This window comes from Amycolatopsis sp. MtRt-6 (assembly GCF_017308975.1).
Taxonomy (GTDB): domain Bacteria; phylum Actinomycetota; class Actinomycetes; order Mycobacteriales; family Pseudonocardiaceae; genus Amycolatopsis.
Genome location: NZ_JADWPD010000030.1, coordinates 67,798 through 86,035 on the forward strand (window position 1 = coordinate 67,798; position 18,238 = coordinate 86,035).

Sequence of the window (18,238 nt, forward strand, 5' to 3'; positions counted from 1 at the left end):
GGCCCGGGCAGCGGTGCTGGTCCTACGCGACGGCGGTGCCCTCCAGCTCGACCAGCTGGCCCGGGATCGCCAGGCGGCTCACCCCGAGCATCGTCGTGGCCGGCGCCACCCCGGCCGCGCCGAGCCGGGCCGCCAGCACGCCGTAGTGCGGGAACAGCCCGTCGACGTCGGTGGTGTAGACGTTCAGCCGGACGAGGTGCGCCAGGGACATGCCGGCCGCGGCGAGCACGGCCTCCAGGTTGTCGAGGCTCGCCGCGAGCTGGGCGGCCATGTCCCCTTCGTGCTGGGGCTTGCCCTCGGCGTCGGTCGCCGTCTGGCCCGAGCAGTACAGGGTGCGGGTCTGCCCCGAGACGACCTCCCCCTGGTTGAAGCCCAGCGCCAGTGACCACGTCACCGGGTTGACCGCCGTTCGTTCCAGTGCCACTTCAGCTCCGTTCGTCGCGATTGCTGCGCCGGGGAGCTTTCCGGGCAATCACGACATCTTGTGTCGTGTATTCGCTACGGTTCTCCGGGTGCGTGCCGACCGGCTGGTTTCCCTGGTGCTGCTGCTGCGCGGGCGCGGCCGGCTGACGGCGGACGTGCTGGCCCGCGAGCTGGAGGTGTCCACCCGCACGGTGCTGCGCGACATCGACGCCCTGTCGGCGGCGGGCGTCCCGGTGTACGCCGAACGCGGCCGGCACGGCGGGTTCGCGCTGCTGCCCGGCTTCCGGACCGAGCTGACCGGGCTCAACCACGACGAAGCCCTCGCCCTGCTGACCACCGGCCGCGCGTTCGGCCTCGGCCCGGCACTGGACTCGGCGATGCGCAAGGTGGCCGACGCCCTGCCCGAAACCCACCGGGCGACCGCCGCGCGCTTCCTCGTCGAGCCCGAGACCGACCTGCTCTCCCGCCGCTCCCGTGCGGAGGAGGTGGACCGCCCGACGATGCTCGCGGTCCGCGGCGCGGTCCTCGGCGGTCGCCGGCTGCGCCTCCACTACGCGGCCGCGGGCCAGGAACCCCGGTGGCGCACGGTGGACCCGATCGGCCTGGTCACCGTCCGCGACCGCGGCTACCTGCTGGCCACGCGGGCGGGCGCGGACCGCACGTACCGGCTGTCGCGGATCCTGGCCGCCGAATCGCTCGACGAACCGGCCTCGCGGCCGGCGGAGGTGGACCTGGACCGCATCTGGCGGCAACGCTGCGCCGCCTTCCTGGCCGACGGTCATCTCGCGGTGCGGGTCCGGGTCCGCCCGGCCCGCCGGGAGGACCTGCTGGGCACGGCGGTGGCGGTCCGCGCGGAGGAGGCCGAGGCGTCCGGTTGGCTGCGGTTCGAGGTGACCTATCAGGACGCCTGGCACGCGGAGTGGGCGCTGTGGCAACTGGGGACGGACGCCGAGGCGCTGGCGCCGGAGTCGTTGCGCACGGCCCTGCGCGAACGAGCCGCGGCGATCGCCGACCGCTACGGTGCCCGAAATGCGTGAAGGCCACCCCGAGAACCCCGGGATGGCCTTCACCGCACTACCGCGGACCTACATCTTCGCGCACTGCCCGACGTTCGGCCCGCGCACCGTGTTCGGCAGGTCGTGGTCCGTCGGCGCCGGGTTGTTCAGCGCGCACGCCAGCGGTCCGCCCACCGTGCTCGACGTCAGCACCGGTCCGTGGTTGCCCGTCAGCGCCGCCGGGCCGCCGATCCCGGTCAGCTCGATCGACACCTGACCGGTCGTCCCGGTGATCGCCACCGGGCCGCCCACCTTCGTGCGGTTCAGCACCACCTGCGCCGCCCCCGTCGCCGCCAGCGGGCCGTTCAGCGCGCCGCCGCGGACGACCAGGGCTGCGCCGTGACCGACCGTGACCGGGCCGGAGACCGTCGCGTTCTCCAGGCACACCGTGCCCGACGTGACCGACAGCGGGCCGGACGAAGCACCCGTGATCGTGCGGGTGCACGCCGCGTCCGGCTTGCCCAGCAGCTCGAACTCGGCCAGCTGCGCCGGGGCGCCGGTGCTGGTCGCGGTCACCTCGAGCCGGTAGTACGCGTAGTGCGCCGGGTTGGCCACCTTGAACGCGCGGGTCTGCTGCCGCCAGCTGAACGCCTGGTTCTCCTGCCGGTCGGTCACCGCCCACGTCTTGCCGTCGTAGGACCCCTTCAGCACCCAGCTCTTCGGGTCGCCCGCACCGGTCTGGGACGTCAGCGTGTAGTGCGTGACGGCCTCGTCGGTCGAGTTCAGCTGGTACTGCACGGCACCGGTGACCGCGGCCTGGGTGCGCGAGGTGTTGTCCACCAGGGCGGCCGCGTTCGAGCCGTCCGAAGTGGACAACGTCCCCTTGCCCGGGCCGGTCTCGTCGTGCAGCGGCGCGGGCGCCGCGTCACCCGTGGTGATCGACTTCGGCGCGTCGTCCGGGCCGGTGCCCCACGACGAGGGGTTCGGGCCCATGTCGAAGTCGATCTTCCCGCCGCGCGCGATCAGGTCGTGCGGCAGCGACGTCGAGGAATACGCCTTGCCGTTGACCTTCACGCCCTGGACGTAGACGTTCTTCGCGCTGTTCTTCGGCGCGTTGATCACCAGGTCCTTGCCGCCGGCCAGGTGGATCGTCGCCTTCTTGAACAGCGGCGACCCGATCGCGTAGTCCGGGCTGCCCATCTGCAGCGGGTAGAAGCCCAGCGCGCTGAACGTCCACCACGCCGACTGCTCGCCGTTGTCCTCGTCACCCGCGTAGCCCTGGCCGATCTCGCTGCCGGTGTAGAGCCGCGAGAGCGCCTCGCGGACCTTCGCCTGCGTCTTGGCCGGCTGGCCCGCGTAGTCGTACATGTAGAGCGTGTGGTGCGAGGCCTGGTTGGAGTGGCCGAGCTGCCCCATCCGGACGTCGCGGGCCTCGCGCATCTCGTGGATCACGCCACCGTAGGAGCCCGGGAAGTTCGCGGTCTCCTGGTCGGCGAAGAAGGCGTCCAGCTTCTTCGCCAGGCCCGCCTTGCCGCCGTAGAGGTTCGCCAGGCCCTGCCCGTCCTGCGGCACGGAGAACGCCATGCCCCAGCCGTTGGTCTCGGTGTAGTCGATGCCCCACACCCGCGGGTCGTACTCCTGCGGCGACCGGCTGAACTTGCCCTGCGCGTCCCGGCCCTGGAAGAACCCGACGCTCGGGTCGAACAGGTTCACGTACTGCTGCGCGCGGCTGGTGAAGTACTCGTAGTTCGCCAGGTACTCCGCCTTGCGCGGGTCGCTCGCCGGGGCTTCGTCGTAGAGCTTCTTCGACAGGTTCGCGATGCCGTAGTCGTTGACGTACCCCTCGATCGACCACGAGAACCCGTGGTCGGCCGTGTTGGGCGAGTAACCCAGGAAGATGCCCTCGTCGAGACCCTTGCGGCCGACCGCGTTGTTCGGCGGGGTCACCGTCGCGTTCTTCAGCGCCGCGTCGTAGGACGCCTTGACGTCGAAGTTGCGCACGCCCTTGAGGTAGGCGTCGGCGAACGCCACGTCCGAGCTGGTGCCGGTCATCAGGTCCGCGTAACCGGGCGAGGACCACCGCGAGATCCAGCCGCCGTCGCGGTACTGCTGCACGAACCCGTCGACCATCTTCCCGGCCATGTCCGGCGTCAGCAGCGCATACGCCGGCCAGGTCGTGCGGTAGGTGTCCCAGAACCCGTTGTTGACGTACGTCTGGCCGTCGACGATCTTCGCCCCGGTCTGGGTCGGGGTGTCCGCCCCTGCCTTGGGCGAGACGAAGCTGGCGTACTGGTACTTCGGCTTCTCCGGCGTGCCGGTGTTCTCGAACCCGGAATTCGGGTAGAGGAACAGCCGGTAGAGGTTCGAGTACAGCGTCGTGAGCTGGTCCTTCGACGCGCCCTCGACCTCGATCACCTTCAGCTGGTCGTCCCACAGCCGCTGCGCGGCGTCGCGGACGGAGTCGAAGGTCGCGTCCGGCGCGATCTCCTGCGCCAGGTTCTTCTTCGCCTGCTCCACGCTGATCAGCGACGTCGCGATCCGCATGGTCACCGTCTTGTCGGCGCCGGCGGCGAACCGCAGGTAGCCGGCGACGTCGTCGTGGCCGGTGCCGGTGAGCTTCGCCCCCGCGGTGACCGGCTTGTCGAACGTGGCGTAGACGAACATCCGGCCCGCCCCGGCCGACAGGCCGCTCTTGACGTCGGTGTAGCCCGAGAGCGTGCCGCCCGCGGGGTCGAGGGTCAGCCCGCCCTGGTTCTTGTAGTTGTCGAAGATCAGGCTGGTGTCGGTGCCCGGGAAGGAGAACCGGAACACCGCCGCGTGGTCGGTCGGGGCGATCTCGGTCTTGATCCCGTTCTCGAACTGCACCCCGTAGTAGTGCGCGCGAGCGGTTTCGTTGTCGTGCTTGAACGCCAGCGCCCGCGCGTCGCGGTCGGCCGAGGGCACCCCGGCGGCCGCGGACGGCATCACCTGGAACGTCTGCCGGTCGCCCATCCACGGGCTCGGCTCGTGGCTGACGCTGAACGCCTGCAGCTCCGGCAGGTTCTGCTCGTTGTTCTGGGAGTGGTAGTTGTACATCCACCGCACGTCGCCGTTGTCGGCGTTCGCGTCGGTGACCGGGGTCCAGAAGTTGAACCCGTGCGGCACCGCCGTCGCCGGGAAGTTGTTGCCCCGGGAGAACGTGCCGTTGGCCATCGTGCCGCGCGTGGTCAGCACGTTGTCACTCGGGCGGGTGCTGGCCGGCGGGGTCGGCGTCGCCGAGATCTTCACGTCGTCCAGCCAGCCCTGCAGTGAACCGGGGCCGTCCGGGTTGTCGAAGCCGACCAGTATCCGGTCGACCGTCTTGCCCTTGGCGACCGTGCCGATCGCCGAGCGCACCAGGTTCCACTGGTTGGTGTAGAGGACCTTGCTCCTGCCCTGGCCCTCCGGCGTCAGCGGGAACCCGTACTGGTCGGTCGCGCCCAGGTCGCGCAGCCGGGTGCCGTCGGTGAAGACCAGGTCGATCGCCACGTTCGTGCTCTGGTACTTCAGGTCGCCGGTGATGAACTGCGGCTGCACCTTGTACGTCAGCTCGGTCGAGGGCACGACCGGGATGTCGACGTCGAAGACCTTGTTGTAGGACCAGCCGTGGGCCTGCGTCTGGCTGCCGGAGTAGCGGAACGCCTTGAGCCCGGTGAAGCCGACGCGGTTCTTGTTCGTGTACCCGCTGGTCGGCCCCGAGTCGGTGAAGCTGCGCATGTTCGGCAGCGGCGGCGGCGCCGGCTCGTCGTTGGCCAGCAGCAGCTCCGACAGCTGCAGGATCGGCCCGCCGTTGTTGCGGGTGACGTTCAGCCGGAAGAACTTGAACGCCGGCGTCGGCGCGGCCAGCGGGTAGTCCTTCTGCTGGAACCGCGCGGTGAACGCCTGATCGGCCTGCTTGTCCAGGTCGCTCCAGGTCAAGGCGTCGTTGGAGCCCTGCAGCGTCCAGTCCCTCGGGTCGCGCTCGGCGAAGTCGTTGGCCGAGGAGATCGCGTAGTGCGTGATCGACGTCGGCTCCGACAGCGCGATCTGCGCCCACGCCGTCGGGTTCCACGACAGCCACTTGGTGTCGGTGGTGCCGTCGACGAGGTTCGAGACGACCTCGCCGCCGCTGGTGTTCTCGCTGCTGGCGCTGGTTTCGGTCACCTTGCCGCGGATGTCGCCGGGGATCGCGGTGCCGTTCGCGCCGTTGATCCCGGACGCGCGCGGCTTGCCCGCCGCGTCGGTGTCGACGGTGTCGGTCCACGTCGGCTGGACGTCACCGGGCTCGAAGGAGGACGAGAAGTCGGGCGGAAGGGCGTCTTCGGCGGCGGACGAGGCCGCGGGGAGGGCGACCAGGCCGGCGGCGACCACGGCGGCGGTCACCAGGAAAGCGACCGGCGGTCTGGCGCTTCGGGGCATCGTTGCTCCAAGCTCGGAGGGCGGATTCAGCAGCGCCGCGCAGGCGGGGACCGGCGGCGCCAACGAAGGGAAACGCGCGGGTGACATCGATGTCAAGACCGCTCGCCAAACCTGACCGGAATCAGACAACGCGGAAAACGGGGGCCCGATGAGAACGTTCAGGATCTTCTCCGCCATCACCGCCTTGACCCTCGCCACCACCACATTCACCCCCGCCACCGCCACCGCCGCCGCGGCGGAGGCGGCCATCCGGCCGGTGAGCACTTGCGCCGACCTGGTCCGCGGCTTCGCCCTTCCGGACGCGGCGACCCACGTCACCTCGGCCGCCGTGGTCGCGGCCACCGGCGGCGACCCCGAATACTGCGGCGTGCGGGGCCACGTCGAACCCGCCGTCCGGTTCGAGCTGCGCCTGCCCACCAGGACCTACGCCGGGCGCTACCTGCAGTACGGCTGCGGCGGCTTCTGCGGCCTGATCGTCCCGCCCGCCTTCCCCGGCTGCGGCCTGCCCCACGGCGGCGACTTCGCGGTCGCGGCCACCGACGACGGCCACGTCGGCACCACCCCCGGCGTCCTCGACGACGGCCGCTGGGGCGCGAACGACCAGGCCGCCCGCAACGACTTCGAGTTCCGCGCACCCCACGTCGTCTCCCGGGCCGCCAAGGCGATCATCCAGGCCTTCTACGGCGCCCCACCGCGCAAGTCCTACTTCTCCGGCTGCTCCGACGGCGGCCGCGAAGGCCTCCTGCTCGCCCAGCGCTACCCCGCGGACTTCGACGGCATCGACGCCGGCGCGCCCGCGAACTACTGGGGACCGCTGCTGGGCGTCTACCAGACGTGGCTCGCCCGGGTGAACAGCGCCGCCGACGGCAGCCCGATCCTCACCGCGGCCAAGCTGCCCGCCCTGCACAACGCCGTCCTCGCCGCCTGCGACCGCCTCGACGGGCTCGCCGACGGCCAGCTCGACGACCCGCGCGCCTGCCGCTTCGACCCGGCGACGCTGATCTGCACCGGCGCCGACACGCCGTCCTGCCTCACCCCGGCCCAGGCCGGCGTCGTCTGCAAGCTCTACGCGCCGCCCACCGACGCCCACGGCACGCTGCTCTACCCCGGCGGCCAGGAACCCGGGTCCGAGCCGGCGTGGGCCGGGTGGATCATCCCCACGCCCGAGACCGGCGGCCTCGCCTTCGCCCGCACCCTCGCCGACAACTACCTGCGCTACCTCGGCTACCCGATCGGCGCGCCGGCGTCCACCGTCGACACCTTCGCCTTCACCCGGCGCGAATTCGACCGGCTCACCCCGGTCGGCGTCCGCTACAACGCGATGAGCCTCGACCTCTCGGCGTTCCAGCGCCGCGGCGGCAAGCTGCTGCTCTGGCACGGCTGGGGCGACGAAGCCATCCCGCCGGCCGGCACGCTCGACTACTACCAACGGCTCACCCACGGCCGTCCGCAGGACTGGGCGCGGCTGTTCATGGTCCCGTCGCTCCACCACTGCGGCGGCGGCACCGCGCTCACCGAGTTCGACCCGCTGCGCGAGCTGGTCACCTGGGTCGAGCGCGGCACCACGCCCACGGTGGTCACCGCGACCGGCCGCGCCGCCGACGGCACCGTCACCCGCACCCGGCCGGTGTTCGCCTACCCGCAGCGGGCGGTCTACGACGGCACCGGCAGCATCGACGAGGCAGCCAGCTTCCGGCCCGCCCCGCCGACCTCGCCGCCGGCCCGCGACGTCGTGCACTGGGCCGGGGAGAAGCTGCACGCCATCCCGGGACCGGTCGCGCCGTAAACCGCTCCCCGGGTTCCGGCGTCGTCGCTATCGTCACGATCATGACGACGCCGGAACCCGCCGACCGCGTACTCGCCCGCGCCTCCCTCGCCGACGGCGACCCCACCGCATGGTTCGACCAGCTCTACACCGCCGCCGCCCGCGGCGAAGCCGAAGTCCCCTGGACCCGCGGCGAACCGAACGCCGACCTCGCCGCCTGGGTCCGCCCGGGCGGCGGCCGCCGCGCCCTGGTCGTGGGCAGCGCGCTGGGCGACGACCCGGAACTGCTGTCGGCCCACGGCTGGGCCGTGACCGGCTTCGACGTCGCCCCGACCGCGGTCGCCGCCGCCAAGAGCCGGTTCCCGGACTCCACAGTGGACTACGTGGTCGCGGACCTGCTGAACCCGCCGGGGGAGTGGACCCACGCCTTCGACCTGGTCGTGGAGATCATCAACATCCAGGCCATGCCCCGCGACTACCGCCCCGCGGCCCTCAAGTCGCTGGCCTCGTTCCTCGCCCCGGGCGGCACGGCGATCGTGTGCGAAGTGGCGGAGGAGAACATGGACATGGCGAACTGGCAGAGCCCACCCTGGCCGTTCAGCCGCGCCGAGGTCGAATCCGTCGCCCAGGACGGCGTCCGGCTGGTCAGCCTGGACACCGTCCGCGAGGGCACCCGGTACTGGGCCACCTTCACCCGCTAGCCGGAAAACTTCCGGAGATTTCCTCAGCAAAGCGGTCGATGTGCGCACGCCCGGGGATTCCTGGGCTCCGGGGGACGCCTCCCGGCGTCGGCCGATGTCCGATGGATCCGGAGTTCTCATGACCAACCGTGTCGAGCTCGCCGCCCGGCAACAGCTCCGCAACCCGCTCGAACTGTCCGAATCGGCGCACCCGGTCTCGTGCGCCCCGCTCGAGGCCGCCGCGGCCGCCGCCAACGCCGCGCACCGCGCCACCGAGGTGCGGCTGGCCGCGCGGGCCTTCAACCAGTGGGCGCACACCGCGCACGCCGACATCGGCTTCGCGCCCGGCGGCGAGCCGGCGGCCCGCGTCACGCTCACGGCCGGCCCGCTGCCGCTGTCCGGCCTGCTGGCCTACTGCCGAGCCTGCTGACCGGCGCTGGTGGCCGGGTCCGGCGGGACCCGGCCGGCGGTGCTCCGGTGCCGGCCGGGCGTCGTGCCCACCACGGCCGTGAACGCCGCGATGAAGTGGCTCGGGTTCGCCCAGCCGCAGGCCCGCGCCGTCGACGCGGTGTCGTGGCCGTCGGCCAGCAGGACCAGGGCGTGGCCGATGCGCACCTGCGTCCGCCACTCGTGGAACGTCATGCCCAGCTCGTCGCGGAACAGCCGGCTGAGCGTGCGCGGGCTGGCGCCGATCCGCTGCCCGAGATCCGCCAGCGGGGTGTTGTCCCCGGGCTCGTCGTAGAGCCGCCGCGCGAGGGCCCGCAACCGGTCATCGCGCGGCTCGGGCAGGTGCAGCGGCCGCTCGGGTGCTTCGCGCAGCTCGTCGACCAGGACGCGGCGCAGGCGGGCACTCGCCGCCCGGCCGTACTCGCGCGGGCCGGTGAGGGCCAGCAGCACCTCCCGCGCCAGACCCGACGCGGTGAACACGGCGGGGTGATCGGGGACCAGCCGGGCCAGCGACGCCGGCAGGAACACGATCCGCATGTCCGTGTGGCCGTGCGCGCGGTGCCGGTGCACGAACCCGGCCGGGGTCCACGCCACCCGGTTCGCCGGCACGATCGACGTCCCCCGCTCGGTGTGCAGGGACAACACACCCCGCGCCGCGTAGACCAGGTGCCCGCGGTCGTGGGAGTCCGCCTCGCCGGCGCTGCCCGGCGGCCACCGGTGGGCGCCGCCGGACGGCCAGATCCGCGACGTCGGCACAGCTTGGCGGCCAAGGGGCATGACTTGGCATCCTACCGGTGGTCGGCCACGCGTCCGGCTGGTGACAGTGGGACGCATGAAGACGATGCGAGCGGCGGTGTGCGTCCGCGCCGGCGGACCGGAAGTGCTGGAGATCCACGAACGGCCCGTGCCGGCGATCCGGGACGGCTGGAGCCTGGTGCGGGTCAAGGGCGCCGGCCTGAATCGGTCGGAGCTGCGCACCCGCCAAGGACACTCCCCGGACGTCGCCTTCCCGCGCGTGCTCGGGATCGAATGCGCCGGCACCATCGCCGCCTCGACCGACCCGCGGCTGCCCGAGGGCACCACGGTCGCGGCGATGATGGGGGAGATGGGCCGCGCCTTCGACGGCGGCTACGCCGAATACGCGCTGCTGCCCAACCGGCTGCTGATGCCGGTCACCACCACCCTGCCCTGGGAGGTCCTGGCCGCGCTCCCCGAGACGTACCTGACCGCGCACGGCGCCCTCGACGCGCTCGGGATCGGCCCGCACAGCACCGGACGGCTGCTGATCCGCGGCGGCACGTCCTCGGTCGGACTGGCCGCGGCCGCCATCGCGACCGGCCACGGCCTCGACGTCGCCACCACCACCCGCAGCCCGGCCAAAGCAGCGGCACTGACCGGCCACGTGCTCATCGACGACGGCGGCCCGCTGACCGGCCTGGCGCAGCTGTGGCCCGACGGCCCGGACTGGGTTCTCGACCTCGTCGGCGCCCGCACGGCGGTGGAGTCCCTGCGCCTGGTCCGCCGCGGCGGCATGGTCTGCGTGGCGGGCTCGCTCAGCGGCTGGATCGTCCCGGACTTCGAGCCCATCGCGAAGATCCCTTCCGGGACCAGGCTGACCGCCTTCCACAGCGACAACCTCAAAGGCAGCACGGAGCTGCTGCGGCGGATCGTCGGCGAAGTCGAGGCCGGTGCTTACCGGCCGCACGTCGACCGGGTCTTCCCGCTGGACGACATCGTCGCGGCTCACCGGTACATGGAAGAGGACCGTGCCACGGGAAAACTCGTCGTGGTGCCCTAGCAGCTCTCGAGGAACCGGGCCAGGACGCGGGTGCCGAAGTGCAGGCCCTCCACCGGCACCCGCTCGTCCACCCCGTGCGCCATCGCCCGGTACGGGAACCCCTTCGGCAGCCACAGCGGCGCGAAGCCGTAGCAGGCGATCCCCAGCTGCGCGAACGCCTTCGCGTCCGTCCCGCCGCCCAGGCAGTACGGCACCACCACCGCTTCGGGGTCCTCCGCCCGCAACGCCGAGGCCATCGCGGAGAACCACGGCGAATCCACCGGTGCCTGCACCGGCGGCTGGTGCGCGACGAACTCGCGCGTCACGCCCTCGCCGAGCAGGTCGTCCAGTGCGGCGAACAACGACTCCTCGGTCCCGGGCAGCACCCGCACGTCGACCTGGGCGGTCGCCGTCGTCGGGATCACGTTCACCTTGTAGCCCGCGGCCAGCATCGTCGGGGTCGTGCTGTTGCGGACCGTCGGCAGCACCAGCGCGCCCGCCGGGCCGAGGGCGGCCACCGCCGCGTCCACGCCGTCCGAAGAGGACAGATCCACCGGGACGCCCAGCGCCGAGCCGGTCCGCTCCAGGAACGCCCGGACCGCCGGCGTCAGCGACACCGGCCATCGGTGGGACGCGATCCGGTGCAACGCCTCCACCAACCGGGTGACGGCGTTCTCGTCGTTCGGGCGCGAGCCGTGCCCGGCCCGGCCACGGGCGGTCAGCCGCAGGTGCGCCGTCCCGCGCTCGGCCGTGCCCACCGGGTACAGGCGCACGTCACGGCCGTCGGCGGCGGGTACGTGGTAGGTGTAGCCGCCCGACTCGCTGATCGCCGCCACGCAGCCCTCGAACAGTTCCGGATGGGAAGCGACCAGCCAGTGCGCGCCCCACTCGCCGCGGTCCTCCTCGTCGGAGACGAACGCCAGCACCAGCTCCCGCCGCGGCCGCGCCCCGCCGGCCAGCGCCGCCAGCACCATCGCCACGAAGTCCTTCATGTCGGTCGCGCCGCGGCCCCACAGGTACCCGTCGCGCACCTCGCCGGCGAACGGCGGCACCGACCAGTCCGCGGCGTCCGCCGGGACGACGTCCAGGTGTCCCTGCACCAGGAGCGCCGGCAGTGACGGATCGGTGCCCGGCACCCGCGCGATCACGCTGGCCCGGCCCGGCGCCGCCTCCAGGATCCGCGAGGGGATGCCCAGGCCGTCGAGGAACGCGGCCACGTACTCCGCGGCCGGCCGCTCCGGGTTGGCGTCGTTGTTCCCGCGGTTGGTCGTGTCGAACCGGATCAGGTCCGCGCACAGCTCGACGACGTCAGCCATAGATACCCTGCACCGCCCCCGCCGCGATCGCCGTGACGACCTTGAAGCACTTCATCGCCTCGGTCATGTCCGGCGCGTCGAACCCGACCCGCCGCGTCCCGATCTGCTCCACCGTCGGGATCACCGCCGTCGCCTGCGCCAGGTGGCTCGCGTCGAACTCCACCTCGATCCGGTGCGCGCGCACCCGGCGTTCCTCCCGGCCCGCGCGCGCCATCGCGTCGGCCGCCGCGCCCGTCAGCAGCTCCGCCGTGCGCGAGGGCGGCAGGCAGATCGCCGCGTACCGGCTCACGCACTCCTTCACCTGGACCAGCTCCGCCTCCGGAGCGTAATCACGAGCGTCCTCACACGTTTTGTCGTCACCCGAAACGAGCAGGACAGGGACGCCGTACTCCGCGGCCATGCCCGCGTTCAGCCGCCCCTCGCTCGCCGGCACGTCGTCCAGCCACACCCCGGTGATCTGGTTCTCCAGGTACGTGTGGGAAAGAACCCCGTCGAAGCCCGCCCCGGCGTGGTAGCCGAGGAACACCACACCGTCCACACCGGAATCGACGCCCTGCATCATCGACAGCGGCTTGTGCCGCCCGGTGAGCATCCGCGCCCGCGGGTCCAGGTCCTCCAGCAGCAGGTTCCGCTGCGACGAGTGCGCCTCGTTGACCAGCACATCGCTCGCCCCGGCCGCGTACAGCCCGGCCAGCACCGCGTTGACGTCGCCGGTGAACAGCCGCCGGAAGCGGTCCCACTGCGGCGAACCGGGCACGACGTCGTCGGTCCAGGTGACGCCGGTGGCGCCCTCCATGTCCGCCGAGATCAGGATGCGCATGCCGGGCACTCTAGCCAGCGCACCCGGTGCCCGGACGCGGAACGCCCGCATTGCCGAATATCACTCAGCGTGACGATCAGGCGGTCGATAACGATCGGGCACCTGCCGAGGCCGCAACATATTGCGCGGTTGTCCCGATATGTGGTTACTTCTCGTCTTCGGGGAGGCTCACAAGCGAACGATGGGGTGGTTTTCGGTGCAGTTCCAACGCAGATCCGGGCGTTTCGCCCGCGTGGGCGCGGTCGTCGCGGCCGCGACACTGGTGGCGATCCCGCTCGCCGTGCCCGCCCAGGCCCAGCAGGGCAAGGTGCTGCGGGTCGCGCTCACCACCGGCATCGACCACCTCAACCCCTTCACCGCCGTGCTCTCGGCCTCCACGCAGATCGGCCGGTTCACCTTCGAGTTCCTGACCATCCCGAACGCGGAGAAGGCCGAGGCCTCGCCCGCGCTCGCCGAGTCCTGGACCCCTTCGGCGGACAAGCTCACCTGGACCTTCAAGATCCGCAGCGGCGTCAAGTGGAGCGACGGCAAGCCGGTGACCGCCCGCGACGCGGCGTACACCTTCAACCGCATGCTCACCGACGAGAACGCCCGCACCGCCAACGGCAACTACGTCGCCAACTTCGAGACGGTCACCGCCCCCGACGACACCACCCTCGTCATCAAGACCAAAGCCGTCCAGGTCAACATGAACCTGCTCGACGTGCCGATCGTCCCGCAGCACATCTGGGAGCCGATCAAGGACCTCAAGGACCCCTCGACCGACACCCTCGCCGTCGCCGGCGTCTCCGACGGCCCGTTCCAGGTCACCGAGTACAAGCCGAACGAGTACGTCAAGTTCAAGGCCAACAAGGACTACTGGCGCGGCGCCCCCAAGATCGACGAACTGCAGCTGCTGCAGTTCAAGGACACCGAAGCCGCGGTCAACGCGCTCAAGCAGGGCGAAGTCGACGTCATCAACCGGCTCAACCCCAACCAGTTCGCCGCGCTGCAGGGCCAGCAGGGCATCACCACCAACGCCGCCCCCGGCCGCCGCTACGACGAGCTGGCTATCAACTTCGGCGTCACCGACAACGCCAACAACCCGATCGGCGACGGCAACCCGGTCCTCAAGGACATCAACGTCCGCAAGGCCATCACCCAGGCGGTGGACACCCAGGCCATCGTCGACAAGGTCCTCAAGGGCCTCGGCCAGGTCGGCGGCGGCGTCGTGCCCGCCATCTACGCCGACTACCACTGGGACCCCAGCGACAGCGAGAAGGTCAAGTTCGACCTCGCCGCCGCCAACACCACCCTCGAGCAGGCCGGCTACAAGAAGGGCCCCGACGGCGTCCGCACCGCCCCCGGCGGCGCCAAGCTGGAACTGCGCCTGACCGGCCATTCCAACCGCAGCTACGACCAGGGCGTCGCCCAGTACGTCACCGGCTGGCTCAAGGACATCGGCATCACCGTCAAGCAGGACCTCGTCTCCGACGACGAGCTCTCCGACCGCACCGCCACCGGCAAGTACGACCTCGCCATCGGCGGCTACGGCACCAACCCCGACCCGGACTACGCGCTGTCGCTGCACACCTGCGCGGCCCGGCCCAGCGCGGACGGCAAGGGCGGCAGCACCGACACCTTCTTCTGCGACGCCCAGTACGACGAGCTGTACAAGAAACAGCTCACCGAAACCGACGACGCCAAGCGCGCCGAGTACGTCAAGCAGGCACAGGCCCGGCTCTACAGCCAGTTCCCGACGATCGTGCTCGACTACCAGAACACCCTCGAGGCCTACCGCTCCGACAAGTTCTCCGGCTTCACCACCCAGCCGCAGCCCAAGGGCGCCATCCTCGAGCAGACCGGCTACTGGGGCGTCTACGGCGCCACCCCCGCCGGCACCACGAACACCGCCGGTTCCGGCAGCGGCAACACCGTGCTGTGGATCGTCATCGGCGCCGTCGTCGTGGTGGTGCTCGTCGGCGGCGGCATCGCACTGGGCCGCCGCAACAAGACCTCGGAAGACCGCGAGTAACAAATGACCGCCCCCGAACAAGCCGCGGTGCTCGCCGACCCCGACGAGCACCGCGGCGGAACCGGCACGGCCCGGTTCGTCCTCACCAAGATCGTCGAAGCGCTGATCAGCATCGTCCTGGTGGTCGTGCTGTTCTTCTTCCTCTTCCGGATGCTGCCCGGCGACCCGGTCGCGGCGATGACCCGCGACCGCGTCACCAGCCCCCAGCAGCTGGCCGAGCTGCGCGAGAAGATGGGCGTCGACAAGCCCGTCCTCGTGCAGTTCGGCAACTACTTCTGGAACCTGCTGCACGGCGACCTCGGCGAATCCCGGCTGCTCAACAACGGCCGCCCGGTCGCCGACATGATCGGCGAACGGCTCTGGCCGACCATCCTGCTCGTCGGCAGCGCCACCCTGCTCGCCGTCGTCCTCGGGCTGTGGCTGGGCATCCGCGCCGCCTGGCGCCGCGACAGCTTCTTCGACCGCAGCCAGACCGGGCTCGCCCTGACCCTCTGGTCGGTCCCGCAGTTCTGGCTCGGCCTGATGCTGCTCGTCGTCACGAACGGGCTGTTCCCCAGCCGCGGCATGCACTCGCCCGACGCCGCTCCGGACTTCCTGTCCCAGACCCTCGACGTCCTGCACCACCTGGTGCTGCCGTGCGTGACGCTGCTGGCGGTGTTCTACGCCCAGTACATGCTGATCATGCGGTCGTCGCTGCTGGGGGAGATGAACGCCGACTACCTCACCACCGCCCGCGCCAAGGGCCTGCGCGACGACCTCGTCCGCCGCCGCCACGCCGTCCCCAACGCCCTGCTGCCCACCACCACGCTGGTGTTCATGCAGTTCGGCTCGGTGCTGGCCGGCGCGGTCACCGTCGAAGCCGTGTTCAGCTGGCCCGGCCTCGGCCAGCTGACCTACGACGCCCTGCACGGCCCCGACCTGCCGGTGCTGCAGGGCGTGTTCACCGTGCTGGCGGCCGCGGTGGTGCTGATGAACCTGCTCGCGGAACTGCTCTACCGCGTGCTCGACCCGAGGGTGCGTACCTCATGACCACCGCCGAGACACCGCGGCAGATCGCCTGGAGCCGCCGCCGCGCGTCGCTGGCCAGGACCTGGCGCGAGTTCGCCGGCCAGCGGGCCGCGCTCACCGGGCTCGTCCTGCTCGGCGTCACCGTGCTCGTCGCCCTGCTCCTGCCGCTGATCAGCGACGAGAGCGGCCTCGACGTCACCAAGGCCACCGGGGCACCGCTGTCCCCGCCGAACGCCGAGTTCTGGCTCGGCACCGACAACTTCGGCCGCTCGGTGCTGCTCATGACCGTCTGGGGCACCCGGATCTCCCTGCTCGTCGGGTTCTCCGCCGCCCTGCTGTCGGTCGTCATCGGCACCCTGATCGGCATCACCGCCGCCCACTTCGGCGGCTGGGTGTCGGCGACCCTCCTGCGGTTCACCGACTTCTTCCTGGTCCTGCCCTCGCTGATCCTCGCGATCGCGCTCTCGGCGGTGCTGCCCAAGGGCGTCGGCACGATCATCCTCGCCATCGGCTTCACCGCCTGGCCCAGCACCGCCCGGCTCGTCCGCGCCCAGACGCTGACCATCGAAAGCCGGCCCTACATCGAGCGCGCCCACGCCCTCGGCGGCGGCCACCTGCACATCGTCGGCAAGCACGTCCTGCCCGGCGTGATGCCGCTGGTCCTGGCCAACACCACCCTGGTCGTCGGCAACGCCGTCATCGCCGACGCCACCCTGTCGTTCCTCGGCGTCGGCGACCCCAACTCCGTCACCTGGGGCCTGGTGCTGGAAAACGCGCTCAACAACGGCGCCATCAGCCGCGGCGCCTGGTGGAACGTGCTCCCGCCCGGCATCGCCATCGTCCTCGTCGTCCTCTTCTTCACCCTGGTCGGCCGGGGCCTGGAGACCGTGTTCAACCCGAGGTTGAAGAAGTGACCACCCCGCTGCTGCAGCTCACCGACCTGAACGTCACCTACGCGGTGGGGGACAAGGAGGTCCCCGCCGTCCGCGGCGTCGGCCTCACCCTCGACCCCGGCGGCACCCTCGGCGTCGCCGGCGAATCCGGCTCCGGCAAGTCCACCGTCGCGATGAGCGTGCTGCGGCTGCTGCCGCGCACGGCGAAGATCACCGGCGAGATCCGCCTCGACGGCGAAGACGTCACCACCATGAAGTGGGGAAGGCTGCGCGCGGTCCGCTGGGCCGAGGCGTCGGTGGTGTTCCAGGGTGCCATGCACGCGCTCAACCCGGTCCGCAAGATCGGCGAGCAGATCGCCGAACCGCTGCGGCTGCACCCGCCGTCCGGCAAGGCCCTCACCGACGCGCAGGTCGACGCCCGCGTCGCCGAACTGCTCACCCAGGTCGACCTGCCCCCGAGCCGGGCCGGCGCCTACCCGCACGAGCTGTCCGGCGGGCAGAAGCAGCGCGTCATGATCGCCATGGCCCTGGCCTGCTCACCCCGGCTGATCATCGCCGACGAACCGACCACCGCCCTCGACGTCATCGTCCAGGCCCAGGTCCTCGCCCTGCTCTCGCGGCTGGTCGCCGACCAGCACATCGGGCTGATCATGATCAGCCACGACCTGTCCGTGCTCGCCGCCACCTGCGAACGCATCGCCGTCATGTACGACGGGCAGATCGTCGAAGAAGGCCCCAGCGCCGACGTGATGGGCTCGCCCAAACACGAGCACACGCAGGCGCTGGCCGCGGCGTTCCCGACAGTGGGCGACCCCGTGTCGCGGTTCGCCCCGGCCACCAGCAACCCGCTGCCACCCGAACCCGCGGACCGGGTGGCGGGCGAGCCGCTGCTGGCCGCGGAGAACCTGCGCGTGTCCTTCCGCGACCGCACCGGCAAGCGGATCAACGCCGTCGCCGGCGTCGACCTCACCGTGGCCCGCGACGAGATCGTCGCCCTGGTCGGCCAGTCCGGCTCCGGCAAGACGACGCTGGCCCGCACGCTGCTCGGCCTGCAGAAACCCGACTCCGGCGTGGTCCGCTACGCCGGGCACCCGGTGCCCACCGGTGGACCGGGCCTCAAGGCCTACCGCCGCCAGGTGCAGCTCGTCCTGCAGGACCCGACGAGCGCGCTGAACCCGGCCCACACGGTGTACGAGGCCGTCGCGGAGGGACCGCGGATCCACAAGCTCGCCGACGAGCGCGCCGTCGTCCACCGCGCCCTGGAGGCCGCGGAGCTGCGGCCGGCGGAGAAGTACGCCGACCGGTTGCCGCACCAGCTGTCGGGCGGCCAGCGCCAGCGCGTGGTCATCGCCGGGGCCCTCGCGCTGGAGCCGTCGGTGGTGGTGGCCGACGAACCGGTCGCCTCGCTCGACGCCTCCGTCCGCGGGGAGATCCTGGCGCTGCTGCTGCGGCTGCGCCGCGAACTCGGCCTCGCGGCACTGGTGATCACCCACGACCTCGGCCTGGCCTGGAACATCGCCGACCGCGTCGCCGTGATGTACCGCGGCGAGCTCGTCGAGACCGGTACCGTCGAACAGGTCCTGCTCGATCCGCAGCACGAGTACACGAAGTCCCTCCTGGCCGCTCTCCCCGGCGGCACCGCCCAGCGCCGCACCGTCGAAACCTGATACTGCGGGAACTCCAC

Annotated in this window: 14 protein-coding genes; 9 read left to right on the top strand and 5 right to left on the bottom strand. The window is 71.6% G+C overall.

Features of this window, described 5'->3' with window-relative positions; genetic code table 11:
• Positions 1–22: 22 nt before the first annotated feature.
• On the bottom strand, positions 23–418 hold the full coding sequence (locus I4Q55_RS37330) for a RidA family protein (protein ID WP_206795091.1): 396 nt from the start codon (positions 416–418) through the stop codon (positions 23–25).
• A gap of 94 nt (positions 419–512) precedes the next feature.
• Between I4Q55_RS37330 and I4Q55_RS37335 the strand changes: the two genes are divergently transcribed.
• Positions 513–1,460 carry a YafY family protein gene (locus I4Q55_RS37335; RefSeq protein WP_206794927.1) on the top strand — a complete coding sequence of 316 codons (948 nt, stop codon included), beginning with the start codon at positions 513–515 and terminating at the stop codon, positions 1,458–1,460.
• A gap of 48 nt (positions 1,461–1,508) precedes the next feature.
• Here the strand turns inward: I4Q55_RS37335 and I4Q55_RS37340 are convergent, their stop codons facing one another.
• Positions 1,509–5,834, bottom strand: a complete 4,326-nt coding sequence (locus I4Q55_RS37340) for a GH92 family glycosyl hydrolase (RefSeq protein ID WP_206794929.1) — start codon at positions 5,832–5,834, stop codon at positions 1,509–1,511.
• A gap of 148 nt (positions 5,835–5,982) precedes the next feature.
• On the opposite strand from I4Q55_RS37340, the gene I4Q55_RS37345 reads away from it, so the two are divergent.
• From I4Q55_RS37345 to I4Q55_RS37355, 3 genes are all read left to right on the top strand, one after another.
• Entirely contained in the window at positions 5,983–7,620 is a 1,638-nt protein-coding gene (locus I4Q55_RS37345; protein WP_206794931.1) for a tannase/feruloyl esterase family alpha/beta hydrolase, read from the top strand.
• Positions 7,621–7,661: 41 nt separating this feature from the next.
• The gene (locus tag I4Q55_RS37350; protein ID WP_206794933.1) at positions 7,662–8,300 is read left to right on the top strand and encodes a bifunctional 2-polyprenyl-6-hydroxyphenol methylase/3-demethylubiquinol 3-O-methyltransferase UbiG; all 639 of its coding nucleotides are present in this window, start codon (positions 7,662–7,664) and stop codon (positions 8,298–8,300) included.
• 118 nt (positions 8,301–8,418) lie between these two features.
• Entirely contained in the window at positions 8,419–8,709 is a 291-nt protein-coding gene (locus I4Q55_RS37355; RefSeq protein WP_206794935.1) for a hypothetical protein, read from the top strand.
• Here the strand turns inward: I4Q55_RS37355 and I4Q55_RS37360 are convergent.
• The gene (locus I4Q55_RS37360; RefSeq protein ID WP_242547434.1) at positions 8,691–9,503 is read right to left on the bottom strand and encodes a helix-turn-helix domain-containing protein; all 813 of its coding nucleotides are present in this window, start codon (positions 9,501–9,503) and stop codon (positions 8,691–8,693) included. The two genes, I4Q55_RS37355 and I4Q55_RS37360, sit on opposite strands and share 19 nt — an antisense overlap.
• Before the next feature lie 55 nt (positions 9,504–9,558).
• Here I4Q55_RS37360 and I4Q55_RS37365 point away from each other — a divergent pair, with 55 nt between their 5' ends.
• A complete protein-coding gene (locus I4Q55_RS37365) occupies positions 9,559–10,524 on the top strand; it encodes a zinc-binding dehydrogenase (protein ID WP_206794937.1) in 966 nt (321 codons plus the stop codon).
• Here the strand turns inward: I4Q55_RS37365 and I4Q55_RS37370 are convergent.
• Together I4Q55_RS37370 and I4Q55_RS37375 are read right to left on the bottom strand one after the other, a co-directional pair.
• Entirely contained in the window at positions 10,521–11,819 is a 1,299-nt protein-coding gene (locus tag I4Q55_RS37370) for a M20/M25/M40 family metallo-hydrolase (RefSeq protein ID WP_206794939.1), read from the bottom strand. The genes I4Q55_RS37365 and I4Q55_RS37370 overlap by 4 nt on opposite strands.
• Positions 11,812–12,639: a M55 family metallopeptidase gene (locus I4Q55_RS37375; RefSeq protein ID WP_206794941.1), complete on the bottom strand. Its 828-nt coding sequence runs from the start codon at positions 12,637–12,639 to the stop codon at positions 11,812–11,814. Before I4Q55_RS37375 ends, I4Q55_RS37370 begins: the two co-directional genes overlap by 8 nt.
• A gap of 181 nt (positions 12,640–12,820) precedes the next feature.
• Here I4Q55_RS37375 and I4Q55_RS37380 point away from each other — a divergent pair, with 181 nt between their 5' ends.
• The 4 genes from I4Q55_RS37380 to nikE are packed head-to-tail and all read left to right on the top strand — an operon-like array spanning position 12,821 to position 18,221.
• Positions 12,821–14,653 carry an ABC transporter substrate-binding protein gene (locus I4Q55_RS37380; protein WP_206794942.1) on the top strand — a complete coding sequence of 611 codons (1,833 nt, stop codon included), beginning with the start codon at positions 12,821–12,823 and terminating at the stop codon, positions 14,651–14,653.
• Positions 14,654–14,656: 3 nt separating this feature from the next.
• The gene (locus I4Q55_RS37385) at positions 14,657–15,682 is read left to right on the top strand and encodes an ABC transporter permease (protein WP_206794945.1); all 1,026 of its coding nucleotides are present in this window, start codon (positions 14,657–14,659) and stop codon (positions 15,680–15,682) included.
• Complete coding sequence (locus I4Q55_RS37390) at positions 15,679–16,575, top strand: ABC transporter permease (RefSeq protein WP_206794947.1); 897 nt, start codon at positions 15,679–15,681, stop codon at positions 16,573–16,575. The genes I4Q55_RS37385 and I4Q55_RS37390 overlap by 4 nt, the downstream gene beginning before the upstream one ends.
• On the top strand, positions 16,572–18,221 hold the full coding sequence (gene nikE, locus I4Q55_RS37395; RefSeq protein ID WP_206794949.1) for an ABC transporter ATP-binding protein: 1,650 nt from the start codon (positions 16,572–16,574) through the stop codon (positions 18,219–18,221). The genes I4Q55_RS37390 and nikE overlap by 4 nt, the downstream gene beginning before the upstream one ends.
• Positions 18,222–18,238: the final 17 nt, after the last annotated feature.

Excerpts from the sequence above, each read along its gene's own strand:
- I4Q55_RS37360 (WP_242547434.1), bottom strand. The coding sequence starts at position 9,503 with ATGCCCCTTGGCCGCCAAGCTGTGCCGACGTCGCGGATCTGGCCGTCC.
- I4Q55_RS37345 (WP_206794931.1), top strand. The coding sequence starts at position 5,983 with ATGAGAACGTTCAGGATCTTCTCCGCCATCACCGCCTTGACCCTCGCC.
- I4Q55_RS37365 (WP_206794937.1), top strand. The coding sequence starts at position 9,559 with ATGAAGACGATGCGAGCGGCGGTGTGCGTCCGCGCCGGCGGACCGGAA.
- I4Q55_RS37340 (WP_206794929.1), bottom strand. The coding sequence starts at position 5,834 with ATGCCCCGAAGCGCCAGACCGCCGGTCGCTTTCCTGGTGACCGCCGCC.
- I4Q55_RS37355 (WP_206794935.1), top strand. The coding sequence starts at position 8,419 with ATGACCAACCGTGTCGAGCTCGCCGCCCGGCAACAGCTCCGCAACCCG.
- I4Q55_RS37375 (WP_206794941.1), bottom strand. The coding sequence starts at position 12,639 with ATGCGCATCCTGATCTCGGCGGACATGGAGGGCGCCACCGGCGTCACC.
- I4Q55_RS37380 (WP_206794942.1), top strand. The coding sequence starts at position 12,821 with ATGGGGTGGTTTTCGGTGCAGTTCCAACGCAGATCCGGGCGTTTCGCC.
- I4Q55_RS37390 (WP_206794947.1), top strand. The coding sequence starts at position 15,679 with ATGACCACCGCCGAGACACCGCGGCAGATCGCCTGGAGCCGCCGCCGC.
- I4Q55_RS37350 (WP_206794933.1), top strand. The coding sequence starts at position 7,662 with ATGACGACGCCGGAACCCGCCGACCGCGTACTCGCCCGCGCCTCCCTC.
- I4Q55_RS37370 (WP_206794939.1), bottom strand. The coding sequence starts at position 11,819 with ATGGCTGACGTCGTCGAGCTGTGCGCGGACCTGATCCGGTTCGACACG.
- I4Q55_RS37385 (WP_206794945.1), top strand. The coding sequence starts at position 14,657 with ATGACCGCCCCCGAACAAGCCGCGGTGCTCGCCGACCCCGACGAGCAC.